The 20,570-nt window shown below is 35.5% G+C and carries 13 protein-coding genes; 10 read left to right on the top strand and 3 right to left on the bottom strand.

The window, feature by feature from the left end; genetic code table 11:
• Positions 1-2: 2 nt before the first annotated feature.
• The 6 genes from HNS40_RS03555 (at position 3) to HNS40_RS03580 (ending at position 5,304) form a co-directional block, all read left to right on the top strand.
• Positions 3-1,073 carry a DUF4412 domain-containing protein gene (locus HNS40_RS03555; RefSeq protein ID WP_172277742.1) on the top strand — a complete coding sequence of 357 codons (1,071 nt, stop codon included), beginning with the start codon at positions 3-5 and terminating at the stop codon, positions 1,071-1,073.
• 24 nt (positions 1,074-1,097) lie between these two features.
• Entirely contained in the window at positions 1,098-1,667 is a 570-nt protein-coding gene (locus tag HNS40_RS03560; protein ID WP_253916227.1) for a LemA family protein, read from the top strand.
• A 67-nt stretch (positions 1,668-1,734) separates the two neighbouring features.
• On the top strand, positions 1,735-2,229 hold the full coding sequence (locus tag HNS40_RS03565) for a hypothetical protein (RefSeq protein WP_172277743.1): 495 nt from the start codon (positions 1,735-1,737) through the stop codon (positions 2,227-2,229).
• Between the two features lie 55 nt (positions 2,230-2,284).
• Positions 2,285-3,247, top strand: a complete 963-nt coding sequence (locus HNS40_RS03570; protein ID WP_172277744.1) for a DUF3137 domain-containing protein — start codon at positions 2,285-2,287, stop codon at positions 3,245-3,247.
• 4 nt (positions 3,248-3,251) lie between these two features.
• Positions 3,252-4,238 (top strand): DUF3137 domain-containing protein, encoded by a 987-nt coding sequence (locus HNS40_RS03575; RefSeq protein WP_172277745.1) that lies wholly within the window; start codon positions 3,252-3,254, stop codon positions 4,236-4,238.
• Between the two features lie 121 nt (positions 4,239-4,359).
• Entirely contained in the window at positions 4,360-5,304 is a 945-nt protein-coding gene (locus tag HNS40_RS03580) for a DUF3137 domain-containing protein (protein ID WP_172277746.1), read from the top strand.
• Positions 5,305-5,321: 17 nt separating this feature from the next.
• Here HNS40_RS03580 and HNS40_RS03585 read toward each other — a convergent pair whose 3' ends face one another.
• A complete protein-coding gene (locus tag HNS40_RS03585) occupies positions 5,322-6,323 on the bottom strand; it encodes a LamG-like jellyroll fold domain-containing protein (RefSeq protein WP_172277748.1) in 1,002 nt (333 codons plus the stop codon).
• A gap of 460 nt (positions 6,324-6,783) precedes the next feature.
• Here HNS40_RS03585 and HNS40_RS03590 point away from each other — a divergent pair, with 460 nt between their 5' ends.
• The 4 genes from HNS40_RS03590 to HNS40_RS03605 all read left to right on the top strand — a co-directional run bounded on the left by HNS40_RS03590 (position 6,784) and on the right by HNS40_RS03605 (position 12,561).
• A complete protein-coding gene (locus HNS40_RS03590) occupies positions 6,784-7,095 on the top strand; it encodes an isoamylase early set domain-containing protein (RefSeq protein ID WP_172277750.1) in 312 nt (103 codons plus the stop codon).
• Positions 7,096-7,590: 495 nt separating this feature from the next.
• Positions 7,591-9,330: a tetratricopeptide repeat protein gene (locus tag HNS40_RS03595; protein ID WP_172277752.1), complete on the top strand. Its 1,740-nt coding sequence runs from the start codon at positions 7,591-7,593 to the stop codon at positions 9,328-9,330.
• A gap of 235 nt (positions 9,331-9,565) precedes the next feature.
• Positions 9,566-9,730: a hypothetical protein gene (locus tag HNS40_RS03600; protein ID WP_172277754.1), complete on the top strand. Its 165-nt coding sequence runs from the start codon at positions 9,566-9,568 to the stop codon at positions 9,728-9,730.
• Entirely contained in the window at positions 9,730-12,561 is a 2,832-nt protein-coding gene (locus HNS40_RS03605) for a T9SS-dependent choice-of-anchor J family protein (protein ID WP_172277756.1), read from the top strand. The genes HNS40_RS03600 and HNS40_RS03605 overlap by 1 nt, the downstream gene beginning before the upstream one ends.
• A gap of 78 nt (positions 12,562-12,639) precedes the next feature.
• Here HNS40_RS03605 and HNS40_RS03610 read toward each other — a convergent pair whose 3' ends face one another.
• On the bottom strand, positions 12,640-13,281 hold the full coding sequence (locus HNS40_RS03610) for a hypothetical protein (protein WP_172277758.1): 642 nt from the start codon (positions 13,279-13,281) through the stop codon (positions 12,640-12,642).
• 23 nt (positions 13,282-13,304) lie between these two features.
• Positions 13,305-20,555 (bottom strand): cell surface protein SprA, encoded by a 7,251-nt coding sequence (gene sprA / locus HNS40_RS03615; protein ID WP_172277760.1) that lies wholly within the window; start codon positions 20,553-20,555, stop codon positions 13,305-13,307.
• Positions 20,556-20,570 lie beyond the last annotated feature (15 nt).

Genomic DNA, 20,570 nt, shown 5'->3' on the forward strand with positions numbered 1-20,570 from the left:
AAATGAGAAAATTTATTCTACTAAGTATCATTCTATGTTTTGCTTTTCAAGTAAAAGCTCAGAATCAGGCAAAAAGGTTCGCTATTAAATCGGGAAGAATTATTCTTGAGTTATCTGGTAGTACTACTGGTACGAAGACCATATTTTTTGATAATTATGGTGATAAATATCACGAGCATGAGAAATCAGTTACAGAGGTGAAAATGTTTGGAATAACAGACCGAACCAATGTGGATAAAATTACCATTATGAATGGTGAGAGATTTTGGACTATCGATAACATTGAGGGTGATAATATGGAAGGAAACTTACCATATTATAAATCGAGTCATCAAATGGTAGAAAACATGTCGGAAGCTGAGCAAAAGAAAATGGCTGATGATTTATTGAAAGCCATGGGTGGACAAAAATTAGGAACTGAGGAGGTTTTAGGATATGATTGTGAGAAAATGAGTGTAATGGGTTCTGAAATTTGGGTTTATAAGGGAATTACTCTAAAGTCTGAAGCTAATATAATGGGAATTATTTCCAATGAAGTGGCTATCGAATTTGAAAAGAACCCAAGTCTTTCTGATGAGATTTTTGAAGCTCCAGAAGGTAAGGAATTTGAGAACCTAGATGAGTTACAACAAGCTGCATTTGGCGGTATGGATATGTCAATGAGCATGGAAGAGGAAGAGTATGAAGACGATGATATAGTTGCTGTTACTTATCCTTTTGATAAATTTCAGAAAGTGATAAATGGTTTTAATCCAGAGGGTTATGTTAGGGCGATGGTTATGCAACAAGATGGCCAACATGTAGCCATATATATGCAAGGCTTTGGAAATATCATATCTGTGATGGCAACTTCTGATGAAAATTTGGTAGACGAGCAAGAAGATTTTGCCCAATTTGAGAGCTTTAGACATGATGGCAAAACCATGCGCTTTGGTGATTTAACTACAGATGGAACCGTTGGTAAGGCTTTAATTATCCCTTATGAAGAGCACGATATGTATATCCTTCTTTTATCTGCACCAGGTAAAAGTAAAGAAGCTTTATTAGATATGGCCGATGAACTTGATTTTTAATATAATCTTTTAAAATATAGAATTATGAGTACTATGACTATTGTGATTATCGTTGTTGTCGTTTTATTAGGACTGATTGTCATGTCCATGTATAATGGATTAATCAGGAAGAAAAACGAAGTAGAAAATGCTTTTGGTGGTATGGATGTTCAATTGAAAAAGCGATACGATCTTATTCCGAACTTGGTGGCTACTGTCAAGCAGTTTATGAATCATGAAAAGGAACTATTAACCAAAGTGACTGAACTTCGTGCCCAAGCTATGAAGTCTGATGTGAGTACGGAGCAAAAAGTAGATTTTGACAATCAAATTACTGGAGCCATGAAGGGTATTATGGTAGCTGTTGAAAGTTATCCTGATTTGAAATCTAATGAGAATTTCCTCAATCTTCAACGTACTTTTAATGAAGTAGAATCTCAGATTTCTGCAGCACGTAGAGCTTATAATGCATCTGTAACAGATTTCAATAATGGTGTTCAAATGTTCCCAAGTAGTATCATTGCGGGAATGATGAAATTACAAACCAAAAAGGTATTCGAAATACCAGAAGTAGAACGTGAAAACGTAAATGCTAAGGATTTATTTGCTAGCTAAGAAATGAAGGGTAAAGCATGGATTTCAGAAACTGAATTCCATGCTTTGTTTCTAAATGCATATAAATATGAAATCGATAAAGTATCTCAGAGTCTTTTGCTTGAGCTTTGCCATGATAATACTATTTCTTGGTTTTGGATGTCAAAGCTCTCCTTTGGCACCTGATGACGATCTGGTTCAGCATTTGCAAACCTTGTCTGACTCGTCCAGTCTCAAGAAACAAAAATCACCAGATAAAGATCAGCTTACTACTGAAGATCTCGATGCCTTAAGAGGCCATTCTCTTGAAGGAAGCTCCTCCAATAAATCCGTTAATCTTCCTCCAATGGTAGGATATATCCTAGTTGGAGGGATTATTATTGGCTTTGCGCTGCTTTTTTATTTCGTCGTGTTCAAAAGGATAAAGGATGGGATTGGTGATTTATCTTATCAGATAAAAAATGCGAAAGACAGAATAGAGGATACCTTTGACCAAAAAGTACCCGAAGATTATCAAGGAAAAGATAAGGAACAAATCGAAAAATTGTTGGACGAGTTAAAAAAGTTTGACAAGAATAGTTAAAAAATAAGAGCCGTATTTAGACAAAAAAATAACACATTTAAAGAAAATCAATATTATGAAAACTACTGAAGAATTACAAAATCTTTACGAAACTAAGCTGAAACCTGCTTTAGAATCTATTGAAGGACAGCGGAAAAGTATTTTATATAAATATATCATCTGTATTGTTGGAGCGCTTGGTTCATTTGCTGCCGCATTCTTATTAGCCGAAACCTATATTATTGTATTTTATTTAGCTATTGCTGCCATATTGGGCTTGGGATTTTATATGTTCTTTGTTGTTGGAAAACAAAAGAAAGCATATCGTATCATTTATAAACAAGATGTTGTAAAAGCGATCGTAGAACTGATAAATCCAGATTGGCGATACGAATCGGAAGGTAGAATTAGTGAAACTGATTATAGAAAAAGTCAATTATTTAATACAACATGCGATAAATACGAAGGTGATGATTTGGTGACTGGAGTTATTGAGAAAACTGATTTTCAATTTTCAGAATTGCATACCCAATACAAGACCTATACTACCAAAGATGGAAAAACCGAAGAAGAATGGCATACTATATTCAAAGGATTATTTGCCCACGCCGATTTTAATAAAGAAATAAAAGGACGAACTTTTGTATTACCAGAACATGCCAAAAAAGATTTTACTAAATATAACCTTAGTGAAAAAGATGGCGGAGAAACAAAATTGGTGAAACTCGAAAATCCTGTGTTTGAAAAAATATTTAAAGTATTTGGTACTGACCAAATTGAATCCCGATATGTACTTACCCCAACCATGATGGAAGCCATGGTGAATATCTACAATAAGTATAAGAAAAGAGTTCATTTTTCCTTTATTGGTTCCAGAGTTTTTGTGGCCATGAGTTTTAATAAAGACTTGTTTGAGCCTCGTATTATCAAATCGGGTGTACGTTTTGAAGATATGGAACAAATGAACGAACAATTCAACCTCATTCAAACTCTTATTCATGAAATGAATCTGAATACTCGTATTTGGACCAAAGACTAAAATCATGAGTATAGAGGCATTATTGAAAAATGGTTTAAGAGAACAACTTCAGCATCTCGAAACTAATAGGAAGTCGATTTTGATTTTCTATGTCATTGCTATTCTTCTTTTCCTTAGTGCTATTATCATGGTTGTTTATTTCTTCGCAAACTACCAAGGAGCAGAAGCCAAAGAACATGGAGGAAAGCTCATCTTATCTTTTGTAGGACTAGTTTTTTTAGGGATTTATATTATTGGTTTTGGTAATAAGAAGATTCCAACTTACAAAGTAGTGTACAAAAAAGACATCGTCGAGAAAATTGCTCATTCCATTAATTCCAAATGGGTATATGATTCCCAAGCACATGTTGCAGAGGAGGTTTATATTGATAGTGGGTTATTTAATAGAAGCTACGAAGAGTTTTATGGAGATGATAAAGTTAGTGGGAAGGTTGGCAAGGTTGAGTTCGAGAGTTCCGAATTAAAGACCGGAAGCCTTTATAATTATACCGATGGTGATGGAAACTCCAAAAGCGAATGGAATGGGGTTTTTCAAGGCTATTTCTTTCACGCGGATTTCAATAAACAGCTCCAAGGAGAAACCTATGTGATAAAAGGTGATTTAGAAGCTGTGGCTGATACCTTGAGACCAACTTCCTCCAATAAAAAGGCTAGGAGGAAAGGTAGTATGGTAGCATTGGAAAACAAAGAGTTCGCTAAAACTTTTTTGGTGCATTCCACTAGCCAAATTGAAGCCCGCTATATTCTTACTCCCAAATTGATGGAATCCTTGCTCCATGTTAATGAGGTATTCAAATTACCAATGCATTTAAGTTTCATAGGAGAGAAAGTCTATTTAGCCATTATGTTTTCGAAAGAGCTTTTTGAACCTTCCATTTGGAAATCGGGACTGAATATGAAAGAACTCAATAAACTCTATCAACTATTAAATCTCAACAAAACCATTATTGAGGAAATGGATTTAAATACCCGTATTTGGACTAAAGATTAATTAATGATGTAATTTACATGTTTATTCAATAAGAGAACAATGACTATCCAGGATTATGCTGGGATAGTCATTTGTTGTTAATTTGATTCAAATTATAATATCTACTTGAAGATAATAGCCTATGTCATCAAATCAAAAAATAGAAACCCTATATAATGAGCAGCTTAAGCCAAAGCTTGCCAAATTGGAAAAGGACCGACATGCCATTCAAAAGAAGCTAGTCATTGCTACAGTATTAGCCATTCCGTTTTTTATGATACCTTTTTTTGTTAGAAACCAGATTGGTGTTTGGGCATTAATGGTATCTAGTTTTCTGGTGATTATGATTATTTTGGCTTGGGCCTTGACTCTGTATTTTAAATATAGACACCAGTTTAAGGAAATTGTGGTTAAGGAATTGGTGAAATTAATCAATCCTGATTTTAACTACGATCCCTATGATCATATCAATGTGTTAGAGTTTAATAAAGCCAAAATGTTTGCTAAAGGAGAACGAGCAATAGGAGACGATTTAGTAAAAGGGAATATAGATAAAACCAGATTTGAATTTAGCGAAATAAAAGTCGGACAGGGGACTCAGAATGCACAGCAGAGTAAGCAAAGCTATTTCTTTAGAGGATTGTTTTTTTATGCAGATTTCAATAAGAAATTAACTGGGGAGACTTTTGTAGGTCCCGATAAGGCCGAGAAGTTATTTGGTAAGATGGGTCAGAAATTGCAGACGATAAGCTCCAAGGGTGAACTCATAAAGCTCGAAAACTCCGATTTCGAAAAGATGTACGTGGTTCATTCCTCCGACCAAACGGAGGCTCGTTATATTTTAACTCCCAAAATGATGGAAGCCATGGTGAATATTCGTGAAAAACATCCTCTAGATTTTCATTTCAGTTTTGTAGATCAAAGAGTAAACTGTGCTATTAAGTTTAATAAAAATCTATTTGAGCCCGTCATTTGGGGCAAGGGTTTAAAGCTTTCAGATGTGGAATATTTCTATAACCTTCTGGAACTCATACAAACTATTATTACAGAAATGAACTTGAACTTGAGGATTTGGGCTGTGGAGTAAGGGGATAGATTATTACTCTATTGCTTGACTAATTTACCTGAGTATAGAATAATACTATCATTATTAAGTATTCTATAATAATAGATACCAGGGGCTCTGTTTTTTAAATCAAGTTGATACAACTCTGTTTCAATATCATCTTTCAAAATAAGTTGACCATAAGAGTTATATATCGAAATTTTTAAATCCTCTAATTCAAAGTTAAAATCTGTCAGATTAAATATTTGGTCAGATGGATTTGGATAAACCTTCAAAGTCTTTTTTATATTCTGATTTTCGTTATCGTTTGTGCTAAGACATATCATAGCTGTATCCCAAGTGGCTCCATGTATTATCCCATCAAAGTTATTTGGTCCAGAGTCATTTGCAATATATCCATCATTTTTATTGAAATTCCATAATCCTATGGTACTGTTATCAGCCATTAAATCTGGACAAGGAGGAGTGAAGTTCTCTAAATAGATGGCCTCATTAGAGATGCGGAGGTCATCTATCCTTCCATTAAAATAGCGGTTAAATCCAAATTGCCTTCCTATTTCTATATTGGCACCATTAAAATTTATTGGATTATTAAATGCGGCTACTTTCTCATATTGTAGTTCTCCATCTACAAAGAGGCACATGCCAAGATCTTGATCGATCACAATGGCCACGTGATACCACTGGTTGGCATTCCATTCATTTTTATCGCTATATACTTGAGCAACTTGGCCAACCGCCTCTACATATACAAATCTCAGTGTTCCCGGTGGATTAGTGGTTCCGGCTTGTGTTAAAGATAAATGCCATTCCATAACATTTGGATCGGGTATTTCTGTGCCAATTAATATAATTTCATTTTGGAGGTATTCATCCACACTATATTCAAGATTGAACCAAAATTCAATGGTTCTTGCATTAGTAGCAGCTAAGGGACCAATGTCCACATAATTATCATTCCCATCGAAGTACAAAACAGGTGATTGTGAATAGCTGTTTAATGAGAATAGCAAAATGATAAGGAATAATAAATTTTTCATAATTGATTTGTTTAATGCACAGGATTAATTCAAATCCAAATATAGTTAAAAAAGCTATATGATAATAAGGTTTGAAATATGATTTGTTTCAGATAAGTGGACTTAGTGTTAAGGCAATATCAAATCTGTTGTTTTAGAGTTGCTTAGGTGTATCCAATTTGTTTTTTTGAGGAAATAATAGGCTGATTTTTATAATGCCTATTTTGTATTTTGCTTATACTACCTATTTTCTACTTGTGAGTTTTGCTATAAGCTCTTTTGTTCCTGATTAAAAATATATTCAATAAATATGGCTGCACTTAGGCTTTTTGAGACTATGTTTTATGGATTCTTTATAAAGTATTTCGGTGACAATTTAATTTACCTTGCAGTTAATATAGTATATAAATAAGTAAATAGAGTTGTATGTTGTTGAATCAATGATGATTAACTTTGTGATGTAAATTTAAATACTAATATTATGAGTTTAAAAAAGCAATATTTAAAAAGTAAGCCTATATGTAAAGTAACTTTCTCTATGGATAAAGAAGCTGTTGCGGGTGCTAGCCAAGTTGATTTATTAGGAGAGTTTAATAGTTGGAATATGGCTGATGCTATCAGCATGAAAAAATTAAAAAATGGGACCTTTAAAGTGACTGTTGATTTGCCAACTGGTTCTGAATTTCAATACAAATATTTGCTAGATGGTGAAAAATGGATAGCTGATGATAGTGCTGATAAGTATGTCAATAGTGGATTAGGGGCCGAAGAGAATGCTGTAGTAGTCTTATAAATCAGGGCTTACTTTTATTTTGTCCGCGGATTATCGCAAATTAACACGGATTATAAACAAAGATCAGCTTTGCTGAACATTGTTTAAAAATTAAATCTGTGAAAATTAGCGGAATTAGCGGATAGATTTTCTCTTTATTAAAATAGATATCGATTCTTGATCGTAAAGATAAAGTGTGAGTTTGCCCTGTCTTATAAATTGTATTTCTTTTCTTTATTGACATTCTGTATCTATCTTTTCAATTAATAATTAAATGAAAAGTATATTTCAATTTCCTTAATCTGTCTTTTTTGGATTTTCTCAAATACTTTAATACTGACAAATATACTTATCTATTTTCTTATGGATGTGTTGGTTTCTTCTCGTATCTATCATTGGTACAGAAACTCTAGATTAGAAAAGGAAGTTTATTAAACTAAATTCATATTGAAGTTCAATATTTCTAAATACTTATTAAATTTGATGATTGTTTGAGTTCTTCAAATTATTTTGGATATGAAAAGGAATGTTATTCACCTTCAATTTGTTCTTGTTCTTATAGCCATGATTATGGCTATCCCTCCTGTTATTGCCCAAAACTCAAATAGAGTAGATAGTTTAAGTTTATCATTAAACTATAGTAAATCGGAGCCTGAAAAACTCATCCTTCTATTGGAATTAGCTGAAGAACTTATGAATAATAATCCGGAGCAATCTTTAAAGTATGTAGATGATGCGCTGTCTATTTCTCAAAATAGAAATGACAAAAGCGCTGAGGTGCAGGCTTTGATTATTATGTCTGAGATTTATTGGGGTATGACAGATTTTAAATCTGCTTTGGAATTGGCTACTGAGGCAAAGTTATGGGCAGAGAAAAATGGAATGCATGCTGAGTTGGCTATGTCATATCGCTTATTGGGTTTGAATTATGTTGATTTAGGAGATTATAAAAAAGCTTCTGAGCATTTTTTTAATTCACTTAAAACATTCGAAAACATACAAGATAAAGAAGGAATGGCCATGGCTACCAGCAGTATTGGTTATGTGTATTTTGATCAAGAAAACTATGATAAAGCATTGGAGTATTATTTTAATTCATTAAATCTGGCCAAAGAAATAAACGATAAGGTTGGCATTTCCAGAGGGCTAAATAATATTGCAGCTGTTTATGGTAATAAAGGAGAATTTGAAAAAGCTCAATCTTATATTAAACAGGCCATTGAAATAAACCTGGATTTAGGAAATAAACAATGGGTAGGTATTAATTATATGAATTTGGGTTTGACAAGTCAGGAGTTTAATCAATCTGAGGAAGCTTTAATGTATTTCAATAAAGCACTTATCATCTTTCAAGAACTAGACAATACCATTTGGCAAGCGAAATGTCATTTGAATATTGGAGCTTTTTATATACATGAGCAAAGATTTGATTTGGCTTTTGATTATGCTAAACTAGCTCTTCAAAAAGCCGATTCGCATCAAATGAAAAAGATTGCTTTTGATGCCTATGAATTATATCGTGATATATATTTAGCAAAAGGGGATACCGTATCTGCTTATGGATATACACTTAAGATTATAGAGGCCAGAGATAGCTTAAATGTGGAGAAAAATAAAGCCCTTCTTTCAAAATTAGAAATGCAATATAATTTCGAGAAGAAAGAACAAGAGGACCGCATTAAGCAGCAAAAAAGCGATTTTATTAAAATCATTATTATATTAAGTCTAGTATTTGCTCTGGTTATTATTGTTTTATTATGGGCTCGTCAACGAGTTAAAGCTAAGAATACCGAGTTAGAGAAGTCTGCATTGGAAGAAAAGTTAGAACATAAGAATAAAGAGTTCACCCTTCATGTGATGTCGCTTATGAAGAAAAACGAGATTCTTAGCAATATGACAGATAAACTTCTTCATGTGGCTGAAGAAGCAGTTAAGGAAGAAACGAAGTATGCCATAAAAAAAATAGTGGAGGAACTTCAAAACAGTACTGATGATGAAATTTGGGATGAATTTGAATTACGATTCTCCCAAGTTCATAGTGGTTTTTATGCTCGTCTGCTCGAAAAATACCCAAACCTATCGCCAAGTGAACAGAAATTATGTGCTTTCCTGAGACTAAACATGACCACCAAGGATATATCTGAGCTCACCGGGCAAAGTATAAATACCCTAGAAACGGCTAGGTACCGCCTTCGCAAAAAATTAGATTTAGTTAATTCTCAAGTGAATCTAATTACTTTCCTTAGCCAGATTTAAGTTAAAATCCAGTATGCATTCATTCAATATTTGGGGTAGACTTGTTGTGATATCAAGTGGAATCCACTAAATTACAGTTTCCCGAAAAATATACAAGGTATACATAATCAGTGGTGTATAAATCTTGTACAGTTAATGTAGGGGTAGATAATACATTCTCATGCATTTTTGTAGGGGCAGTTTTTTTGATAGTGAGTATTTGAGATCATATGTTTGTGCTTTAAAACTAAAAATGATGTCAATTAAAAAGCCAGAGGTAAAAAATCCGGATAAGGAGTTGGATGATGACTTAGATGAAATCAGACAATTTCTTAAGAAGAAAAAAATCCAGAACGATGTATTAAAGAAATTAATGGAGAAGCCAGAATTGGGTTTCTCAGAAATAAAAAACAATAAATGATGAGAAAATTTACACTTTTAATTTTAATAGGATTTATTATTCAACTGGGGGTATTTGCTCAAAGTAACCAAAAAAGCGTTCAGGAAGTCGTATTTGAGGAAGACTTTAATGGTTGGACAGATATTGAAGCAGAAGGCTGGTTTACTTTTAGTGGAACTGATTGGAATTATATTTATCCTGAAGCGGATGCGATTACTTATTTTAAACAAGACCCCTCTGATTATATGCTTCTGATCACTCCAGAAATAGATTTAACAACAGCATCGAGCCTAACATTTAGTCATAAGATGATTTCTAGTGTTGAAGGAATGAAAATAGAAGTAGGAACCATGACTGACCCTACTGATCCTGCCACATTCACATTGTTAAATATTGTAGATATCAACTCAGGAGAATGGACTACCGAAGGTACCTTAACCGCTTTAGGTGGAGTAGAAGGCAACATGCATATTGCTTTTAATGCTCCTGCTTCTTGTCCTGCATATACCATGCTCGGGATTGATGATGTTGTGATTGTTGCCGATGATGTTCAATCAGACTGGCCAGCATATATCACAAATTTAGAAATAACTCCAGGGGAAATGGGGGCTAATCATGCTATTGTTTCTTGGACGAATCCTAGTGAGCAAGCAGATGGTGATCCACTTACCGAATTAGATTCTATTTCAGTATTTATGAACGATATGTGGGCATATACTATTATTGACCCAGTTATAGGAGAAGTAGCATCTGCTCAAATTGATATACCAGAACCAGGCTTGTATGTTTATTCATTAACGGCTCATAATAGTGAGGGGTCAAGTGTTTCTATTTATAACGATCCTCCAATTTGGGTTGGTTTAGATACTCCTGGTGAGGCTGAAAATGTTGTTTTAACTGTAACCAATAATAATACCACTACCCTTACTTGGTCTGCGCCTTCTGTTGGGGCTCATGGAGCGTATTTTGATGGTGAAGTTGGTGCCTATAAAATAATAAGAGTAGACGGTTGGGAACATACTGTAGAAGGAACAGAGTTCACTTTTACTGAAGAAGTAGAAATCCCTGGAACTTATGTTTATTTTGTGAGGGGTATTAATACATCTGGTGAAGGCATAGCCGCAGTATCAAATGCTGCAGCCTATTATTTTGATGGATACCTTTTAGCAGAAGATTTCTGGGTGTCGGTTCCCGCCTTAGAATGGGTTTTAGATGGTGAAGGATTAGATGATTGGTACCATTGGCCAACAGATTATACTGGAGGGGATTTTTGGGAATCTATTTTCTATCCTAATACTTCCAACCCTTTTACTGGTGTCGCTAGAGCCGTTTCTCCAGTAATAAATAGTGAAGACCAAGCTTCATTAACGCTGAAATTTAAACACTTTCATAACTGGACTTCTGGTTCCTATGACTTCAAGGTTCAGACCTCGATAAATGGAACCGATTGGGAAGATGCTTGGGTAAAGGAGATTACAGGTTCACAATCTGGAGAAACTGAGTTAATAGTTATTGATAATGATCATGTGGGTTCTTCAAGTTTCCAATTCTCTTTTGTATTTGAAGGCAACTCAAGCAGTTTAGAGTTTTTTGCTTTTGATGAAGTGCGACTTTATCCATCTAACGAAATTAATTTAGTAGCAAGTGAATTGCAGCTTCCTGCTATCATTCAGCCTAACGATATTGTTTCACCGCTTGCCTATATGGAAAATTGGGGGTATTTAAGTACTGATTTTACTGCTGTTCTTACTTTCTATCAAGGGTCTGATGCGGCTTATGTTTCAGAGATTAATTCAAATATTGAGGGAGGTGCAAATCAGGAATTAAATTTTGAGGACTGGACAGCACAAGAAGGTGCTTATCTAGCAGAGCTTATTATTACCGCAGAAGGAGATGAAAATCCAGATGATAATACCATCACTCAATCCTTCGATGTGGTCTACCTCAATGCAGAACGAACACTAGTAGTTTGCGAGGAAGCCACAGGAACTTGGTGTGGATATTGTCCTGGAGCAGCCATGGGTTTAGATGAGTTAGTGGAGAATGCATGGCCAGTAGCTGTGATAGCTTACCATAGTGGTGATGAATACGAAACTACTCAAGGAAGGGAGCGATTAGATTATTATGAAGTAAGTGGATATCCAACTGTTGTATTTGATGGTGTTGAACAATTTGTGGGAGGTAGTGCTTCGCAAAGTATGTACGATAATTATCTTCCTATAGTTCAAGATAGACTATCTATCCCTGCAGCAGTTTCGGTGGAAATCGAAGATATTATTTTTTCAGGGGATGTTTTAATTGCTAATATCTCTATGGAATCAGGTTCTCCACTTGAAGGAGATCAGATAGCATTAATAGCGGTTTTGGCTGAGTCACACATTCCAGAAAGTTGGCAGGGCTTTGACGAGTTAGATTTTGTGGAAAGAAGTATTTATAATGGTGCTATGGGCGTGCAATTAGATTTATCCGATCAAGTGGAAGAAAAGCAAATCAATATTAATCTAGACCCAAGCTGGGTGGTTGATAATAGTGAATTGGTAGTATTCGTACAAAACTTGGAGAGCAGAGAAATTTATAATGGTAATAAAATAGATCTGATGGCTGTTTCTATAAATGAAGTGAGCAAATGGGTCGCTATATATCCCAATCCTGCTTCTGATTTTATCAGTATCAGCAATTGTGGTGATGCGGATATCAACATTTATAACCTACAAGGACAACAAGTATTAAGTCAAAGAATAAATGGTGATTTCGATAGAATAAATGTTTCAGGTTTAGATTTTGGAATGTATACCATAGAATTTATACTAGAGGGAGAGAAGTTCACAAAAAAGATCATGATCAATAATTAGGAATTTTTTATAGTTGATGATAAGAGCCTCATAGCTTCAGCTATGGGGTTTTTATTTTTATAGCGTGAGTATGACGGATTAATAAAACCAACGTAAAGGCTTAATTAAATAGCCTAGGTAATTATCAAACTGAGGATGGTAGCCATGTTTAAAGCCTTCTTTGTACAGGTTAAATAGGTTTTCAGGGTAAGTGTAGTAGCTATACTTTTTAAGCTTCCAAGTAAAATTATTTACAAAAAAAAGAATAAAGAATGAGAAGGCAATAGACCAAACTAAGTATTCGGGTAATAAAAGCTGGACAAGTGTGGGTGGGATCAGGAAAATGGCGAAGTCGGCCAGAGAGGAAAGGTTGAATAAGTATAAGTTTCTTGGCTTCACTCTAAATATCAGGTGAATAATTTGTGAGGAAATCATGCTAATGCTAAAAGCTATTACTGAAGCCCAGAACAAATGTAAATCTACTTTCATCAGAATCAGAAGGAATACAGCAACTTTAAGCACTGAGGTAGAAATATGGATGATAGTAGACAAAAGTCCTCTAGGAATAAATATTTCTTCTTCTATCAGGTCGAAATTAGCTACTGATAGACCAATAATTCCTCTATAGGATTTAACATGAGGAGCATCGGTATAATAGCCATGATAAATAACCTCGTTTAATGCTTTTGAAGGCGGATGAAAATAGCAGGTTCCCAATTTAGCCTTTTCGGAGGAGTCCATATTTAATAGTATCGGAGAATATTTTATTGCGTCAAAGTAAAGCGCAAGCTCAGCCCACCACTAGTAGTGGAATTAGGATACTGATTGGCTACATGAGGCTTATTCATAATCCTATCGAAGTATAATCTTACCGTAAACTTCTGACTTACCATATAGTCGGCCGAGAAGTTCAGAGAAGTGATTCTTTGTCCGGAACTAATCTGGTCAATATCTTGATCTAGCCTCCTGAGGATGGTCATATTATCACGAACAGAGAAGTCAATTTTTAAGTTCAAGTCAGAATTAAGCTGCTTTTTACTTCCTTTACTTCCAAGGGTTTTAATGGCAAATTTCACATTCTTAATTCTATATCCTAGTCCAATAATGTATTCATTGCTCGTAACCTCTGTCAACTGATTACCTACAAAACTCAATGATAGATTCCTCGATTTCTTAAATTCTAAATTGGTTAATAAGCTATTATTCCAGGTCATATCCAGCTTAATCAATGGACTAAACTGCTCAGAGATACTCAATAAGGTCATGTCGTACTGATTTATGAAATCACCATTGGTATTTAAGGCGCTTGGATGACCAATATCGTTCACGTCGTCGTAATTTACATTACTAACATATGAACCAATACTATAAGCTGATCTATAACTATGAGTAACGGTTACGTTTTTGAATAGTTTTCTCAATGCTGGAATCTTACTTAATCCCTTATAGGTCACTCTCCAGTTAGGGAATGGGATTTTAGGGAAATAATTCATAGGAATAGCATCGGGAGAGCGGTTGGTATATGCAGCTACAAAAGCACCATGAAGCACATCCTGTGAAGAAGCACTATATCCTGAAGGGAATCCCGTAGAATCGATGGTTCCTCCATTATAATATGGGTTTTCGCCAGCTAATCTTTTGGCCATTTGAAGGCGATATTCCTTCATTTTAGAATAAGATTTAGTGCTATTATCATCGGCTACTTTATCAAAAGAAGTACCAATGGTTAAGAAAGACATACTAAAGCTTCCTCTTTCCATTGGAGTATATTCTTGGAATATCTCAAAGTCACTATCGTATTTATAATAACTCTGTCTGGTATAGCTATAAGTTCTGGTAGCCGTTAATTCTATCCTCAAATCTCTAATAGGTTCAAAGGTAGCTCGAGCATTTAAATTCGTACTGTATTTATCGAAGTTCAGGGTGTTTAAACTGCTGTCTTGAGATAGCCAATAGATGTGATCGGAATACTTGGTAATGTCGTTCTCCCAACCGAATACATATCCTATGCCTGGTGCCATTTGTGACCAATTATTACCTATGGCTCCTGGCTCTGGATAGAAGCCTGGCATAAGATTACCTTTACTTTGCGACCAAGTTACAGAAGCATCTTTCCACATCATAAGGAATTTTAATGAGTTGTCAGCAATGACTTTAAATACTTCAGATTTCTTCTTGGTGGTATCCTGAGCTTGCTCATTGCCTCCTCTTCCTGTAGCACCCCGTCTGGCTGAGCTTTGTTTCTTATTCCTTCCTCTACTTTTTTGGTTTAACTTTTTCAGGTATGGGACTTTGTTATAAAGCTTCTCCATTCTGATATTACCATTTAAGGAGAGGGTGTTAGAATTCTCAATAGTATTTCCTAGCCTCACTTGAAGACTTTGTGGACTTGCAGTCCAATGATAATCCCCTTGATATCGGGCATTTGCCGTTATCCAATCGAAAATAGGAATCTTATTGATTGGAATAGAGTAATTCAAGGATATAGATTGGTCAAATTGATTCATTCTTCCTCCACTTACGATACTCGACCAGACACTATCTCGATAGAAGTCCATATAATTGGCGTCTCCACGGTCAATTCTACCAGCGGGCTCATCTATACTAGCTTTGGCTTGGGCAGAGTATTCCAATTTTAAACCTCTGGTCAAGTCAAATTTTAGATTGTAATTTCTATTCCAATCAAAGCGTTTGGTCCATGTCCAGCGCATGGGTACATCGCCTTTACTCTTATTCCTCATTCGCTTGTCAGCATATTCTCTGTTCACATCCATACGGAAAGAGAAGAGCTTGGGTATGTAGTAGAAATTGAAATCACGAATAATTTTTAGAGATTTTCCTCTAAAGATTTTCATCTTTTTAAAAGGCTCTACAGGTTTTGGATTAAGAGCTAGATTATATCCTAAACCTCCTCTGTATGTTTTCTGAAGATGGTATTCCACATCAATACTTCTATGGAATATCTCAGAGTAACTATAACTAACATCAAAGTTCTCAATGTCCCATGGTTTCTGTTTGGTCATTCTCTGACCTGTTCTGTCTTTTCTTACATTGATGAAGTTGATATTCTTACGAATAGTCACGTCTTGAGACAGTGCTTTTACAGAATCTTTTTGTGTTTTGCTGGCATATGAATCTAGATCTTTATCAAACTTGATATCAGGATCTAGGGGATTGTATTCTGGAGTTAAACGAGATTCAGAATAATCAAAGTGCATAGGTACTTTTACTCCCCATTCTTCTGGGAAAAGTTTACCAAGAGATAGGTTAGTGGCGATATCAAAATTGGTATTGTCTTCTTGTTGGCGATCATTAATTTTACTTTCTAATCCACCAAATCCAGCAGTACTGTGGGTTCCTGAAACTATCACATTACCAAAGTCAGCTAAGTCAACCTTAGCTCTTGCAGTGGCCGCCCAAGCCGATTTATTATCGAAATCAGTTACTCGTAATTCATTTACCCAAACTTCAGCACACTTTGGTAGTCCATCATCTTCAGTATCATTTACCCCTTGTTTTTTAGGGTTTCTAATACCAATCATAATGGCTCTAACATCGCTAAGGCTTGGTGCACCTAAGACGGTAATAATATTGTTTCCATCCATTTCTGAATAGGGTAATATCAGGCTGATATTCTCCGCATCGGCTCTTTCTGCTATATTTCTGTTTAATTTGGTATCGACTAGTTTTTCCAGCTCAATATCAAGGCTATTAGCATCAGGCCAAATGGCATTTGGATCAGAAGTTCCCCAATCTGTTAAGTTTAATGGAACTTCATATTCATAGTAGTTATCAGTGAAGTCAGAACCCATTCTAAGGAATAAGGTTAATTCACCATCCTCTAAATTATCATCTATATTGGATCGTTCAGCATGTACAAACATCTTTAAGCGTTTATATCTTCTGAAGTCGAAGTCCGTGGTTTTGAAAACGGCTCGTGCATCTCCATCTACCAATCCGCAAGTGAGAATTTGCATGGATTGCTCATTCTGTCTCTGTAAATTTGTAGTTCCAATATTTACTTCTCTATCAATACCCGGAGGTAATACATAAGGGATAGGTGTTCTTTGTCCGTTCTCTTCAATATTGATAGCAGCTGTTTCAAAAACAGTACCGCTCTGCTGGTCATTCGGGATATATTCGCCAGGGGAGAGCAGACTATACTCATATTTTCTCCAATCGCTTCTTACCAATTCTAAAGTAGCAAAACGTAATATAGTTTGCTCTTTAAATCCTTTCATGAACATCCTCATAAAACGGATGGAATTGAAATCACTGATTTGGCCAACCACCTTATTGGGTCTTTTAATCGGAATTTTAAACTGATACCATTTGGTGGTGATCTCATCACCATTTTCGTATTTCACATTATCTGCAACACGCATATCGGTGATGTATCCTCGTCCCACTTCCATGTCATCAGGATTTAAACTGATTTCGTATTGGAAATATCTTTCAGATTCACTTAAGGTATTGTCTCTATTGATGTCTTCTACGTCAGGTCGTGTAGTTCCAGTAGTAGAATAATTTTCGTTGGAGAATTCTGAAGCAGGGGAGTTGCCATCAGGTCCATTATACTTTTTGTATCTTTCGAGGATACTCTCATATGTCACATCGTTATCATAATCCGAGCCTCTAAAATAGTGGAAGTTATCACCAGATGGGTCGGCATTAGCATTGGCATAGGCCGCAGATGCAGCACCATATTTATTAGCAATTATATCTAAATATTGTGTTTCGAAGAATCCTCGCTCATCGTCATCTCTTAAACCGTCGAATCCGACATCTTGAAAAGGTCTGGCTTCAGGTCTGTTATCAAAGGCATCAACTAAAGATTGTAAAGATGGAACCAAGCCCCAAATGGTAGTGTCCACGTCTACTTTTATTTCATCAACAGGTAAACCATTTTCAAATCCTTTTCTGCTGTCTCTTAAAACATCTTCCGAAACATCTCCAAGGTTAATATATAATTCTCCACCAGTACTATTTGGATTGTTAGCAAATGGATCCATAATCCAAAATTCGAGATATTCAACATTGGTAGACTCAAAATCTGAGGTTTCAATTTCGCGCATGATACCTCCCCATCTGCTTTCAGGATCTAATAGGTTTCCAAACTCATCTATACCAGCAGTACCTCCAGCAACGGGTTCTACATCGTAGTTATATGGTCCTTTTGCAGTAGGATAATAGGCCAAGTTAAATACCGGAATGTTGGTTGGATATCCATTGGGGGTTTCCTTATTGGGGAAAACCTCTTTTTCTAATACTTGTCTAACTTCGTCTTTTGATAGCTCATCGGCAGTGATGTTTGGTGGACGCAGATTTCCTTGATCGTAGAATAATGGGTCGATGATATACCAAGCTAGTTTTGCTCTGTTTTTACCGTAATTCAGTCCAGTATTAAGTGCTGCTTCAGGGAACTGATCTATTTGGCCTTGAGGAGTACTGGCTAATACCCATCGGGAAACCATTTTTAAATCTATAGTAGATTTTGTTCCTTCAAAATCATCAATATATGATGTACCACTGTTTCCTATGGCACGGCTATGACCAGGTAAAAAGTGAGCAAATTCTCCGTTTAAGGTTACTAATGAACGGGCATCGGTTTCAATTAATGGTAATTTATCCACCATTTTTGTAATCCACCGCGATTCTTTTTGGTAACTCATATCTAGTCCCCAAATGGTATTATTAATAGGGTCGTCACCAATATTGGTTTTTTGAGTGATTGGCTTTTCACTTAGGTTTAAAATAGTACCACCTAAATGTAAATTGGGGTTCATTTCATAATCGAAATGGGCTCCCATCATTCTCTTTTGTTGAATGGCAAAAGCAGAATTGCTTTCCATAGAGATATTAATAGGTGTTCCTGAATTCAGAATACCTTCATTAATAATTCTTACTCTACCCAAAGTATAATCTACGGTATAATCTACATTTTCTGTTAAAGGAATTCCACCTGCTGTCACGCGTACTGAACCTGCAGGAACATTAAGTGCATTTAATGAAATTTCTGACCCAGAGGAAGATTTATAATATCCTTCTAATAGATATTTATTTTTTGCAGGATATTGTTGGGCTTCACTTTTGGTTAAACTATATAAACTATCGTAGCAATATAGATCTGCCAAGGCATCATCATTCAATTTGGTTCTTAAATAGTCTCCGAATGGTTCGAGCATGGTAAAGAATATCCGCCCATTAGAAGCCTGAATTGTTCCTCCATTAGTAGCAGCATTATTGATGAAGTCAAAAACTCCATCAGGATAAGGGTTGCTTTGTTGGTCCAAATTATCAAAATTCATCACCTCAATCAAAGGCACTCCTTTAATATCTTCTCCTCCTTGTGGTAAATATCCTTTTGAAACACCATCCTCGCCACCTGTGTAGAGGATGTTCATAATGAAGTCTTCACTATTAACTTGGTAAGCTCCAATATTATAAATGTTCTTCATCATTAAATCCCAAAGTGGGATGGAGGTATTAACAGAGGTGCTCTTTAAAAGTTTTACAATAAGCGTATTTGGAGCAATAATTCCCTCATCGGAGAATTCTCCCACTTGATATACCTTTTGTTCTGGGTCCCCAATAATCGTATATTGGTAGGCGATAGCTAAAACTTGGTCGGGGTTTAGTCTGGTATTTAAGGAGATAAAACCTAATTTGGTATTTACCGAGTATTCTGAGGTTTTTAATTTACGAGCCAATTCTACTTTCTCATAATCAATACCCGATGTCATTCCTTTTCCTTGTAAGTGGTTAGTGACACTGCTGATATTTCTGACCACATTGGTGTCAACAAAAGTTCTTAAGGTATTGGAGTTGTCATCAGGATAAGAGTTGCCAGCTACAGGATACAAATCTTGGAAATAAGGGTTATATTCCCCTAAATCTTGAAAGGCTACAATGTTTCTATTGTCAGTAGTTGGCGAACCAATGTTTGTCACCCAAACTTCAGTTTTGGTAATATTGATATTAGAATTAACAATAGGCAATTCTTTTAAAGAAGGCTCATAGTTTTCCTTGAAATATTCAGCCAATAAGAAGTGTTTGTTCTCTTCATACTGGTCAACTCTAAGCTCGAACTCATTGGTTTGTGCTCCTCCTTGTACTGTTAGAGATGAAGACTCACTCTTTTGTTGCGAAAAGACAGAAGTTACGGTTAATTTCCCAAATTGTAATTTGGTTTTAATACCAAAGAGACTTTGGCTACCTTGAATTAATGTAGAGGTTAAAGGAAGAGTTACATCCCCTGCTTCAATTAATTTGATGATTTCATCTTCGTCGCCTTCGTATTTTAATTTCAGCTTGTTTTCGAAATCGAAAGTGGCTTCGGTATTATAGTTGACTTTAAACTCAATTTTATCTCCAATTTTTGCCAATACATTCAACTGGATTTTCTGTTGAAAGTCAAAGTTGGTTACACTTTGCTGTCGAACGTTTAGAGCAGGGTCTTCTCGTTTGTTATTAACCACGCCAAACATTAATTCTGCCGAACCCTGAGGACGAATGTCGATGGTGTTTCCACCAAATATTCTGTCAAAAACTTTACCCCCAATATGAATAGATGGAATGATACCTCCATTGGCTCCTGCATTATTGGCATTAGAACGTTCTGCCCAGTAATTTTCTAGAGACTGTTCTTCTTCAAACTGTCTGTACTCCTGCATGTCCATCCTTTGGGGTGGGCGATAATCCAGTTCACCCATTTTATTGGTTACCACATATTGGTTGGTTTTAGGATCGAAAACTACATTTTGTTGTATGTTTTTGGGGTCTTGAAGGAAAAGATTAGAGTGTTGGGTTCCTCCGGTGTAAAACAAGTTATCATCTCCTTGAAAAGGAAATTTTAAATCAACCTTTTTTGTAGTATCGGTAGTGGTACTATCTGGTGGATTTAAAAATAAGGTAGACCCGATGGGTGCAGCCCATATTTTTTGGATTAAAAAATTGGGGATGAGCAACATCAGAGTAAACAATAGTAAAAGCAGTACCCTTGTAAAAAACCTCATTAAATATTATATCTT

The sequence above is a fragment of the Lentimicrobium sp. S6 genome, from assembly GCF_013166635.1.
In the GTDB taxonomy this organism is placed as follows: Bacteria; Bacteroidota; Bacteroidia; order Bacteroidales; family UBA12170; genus UBA12170.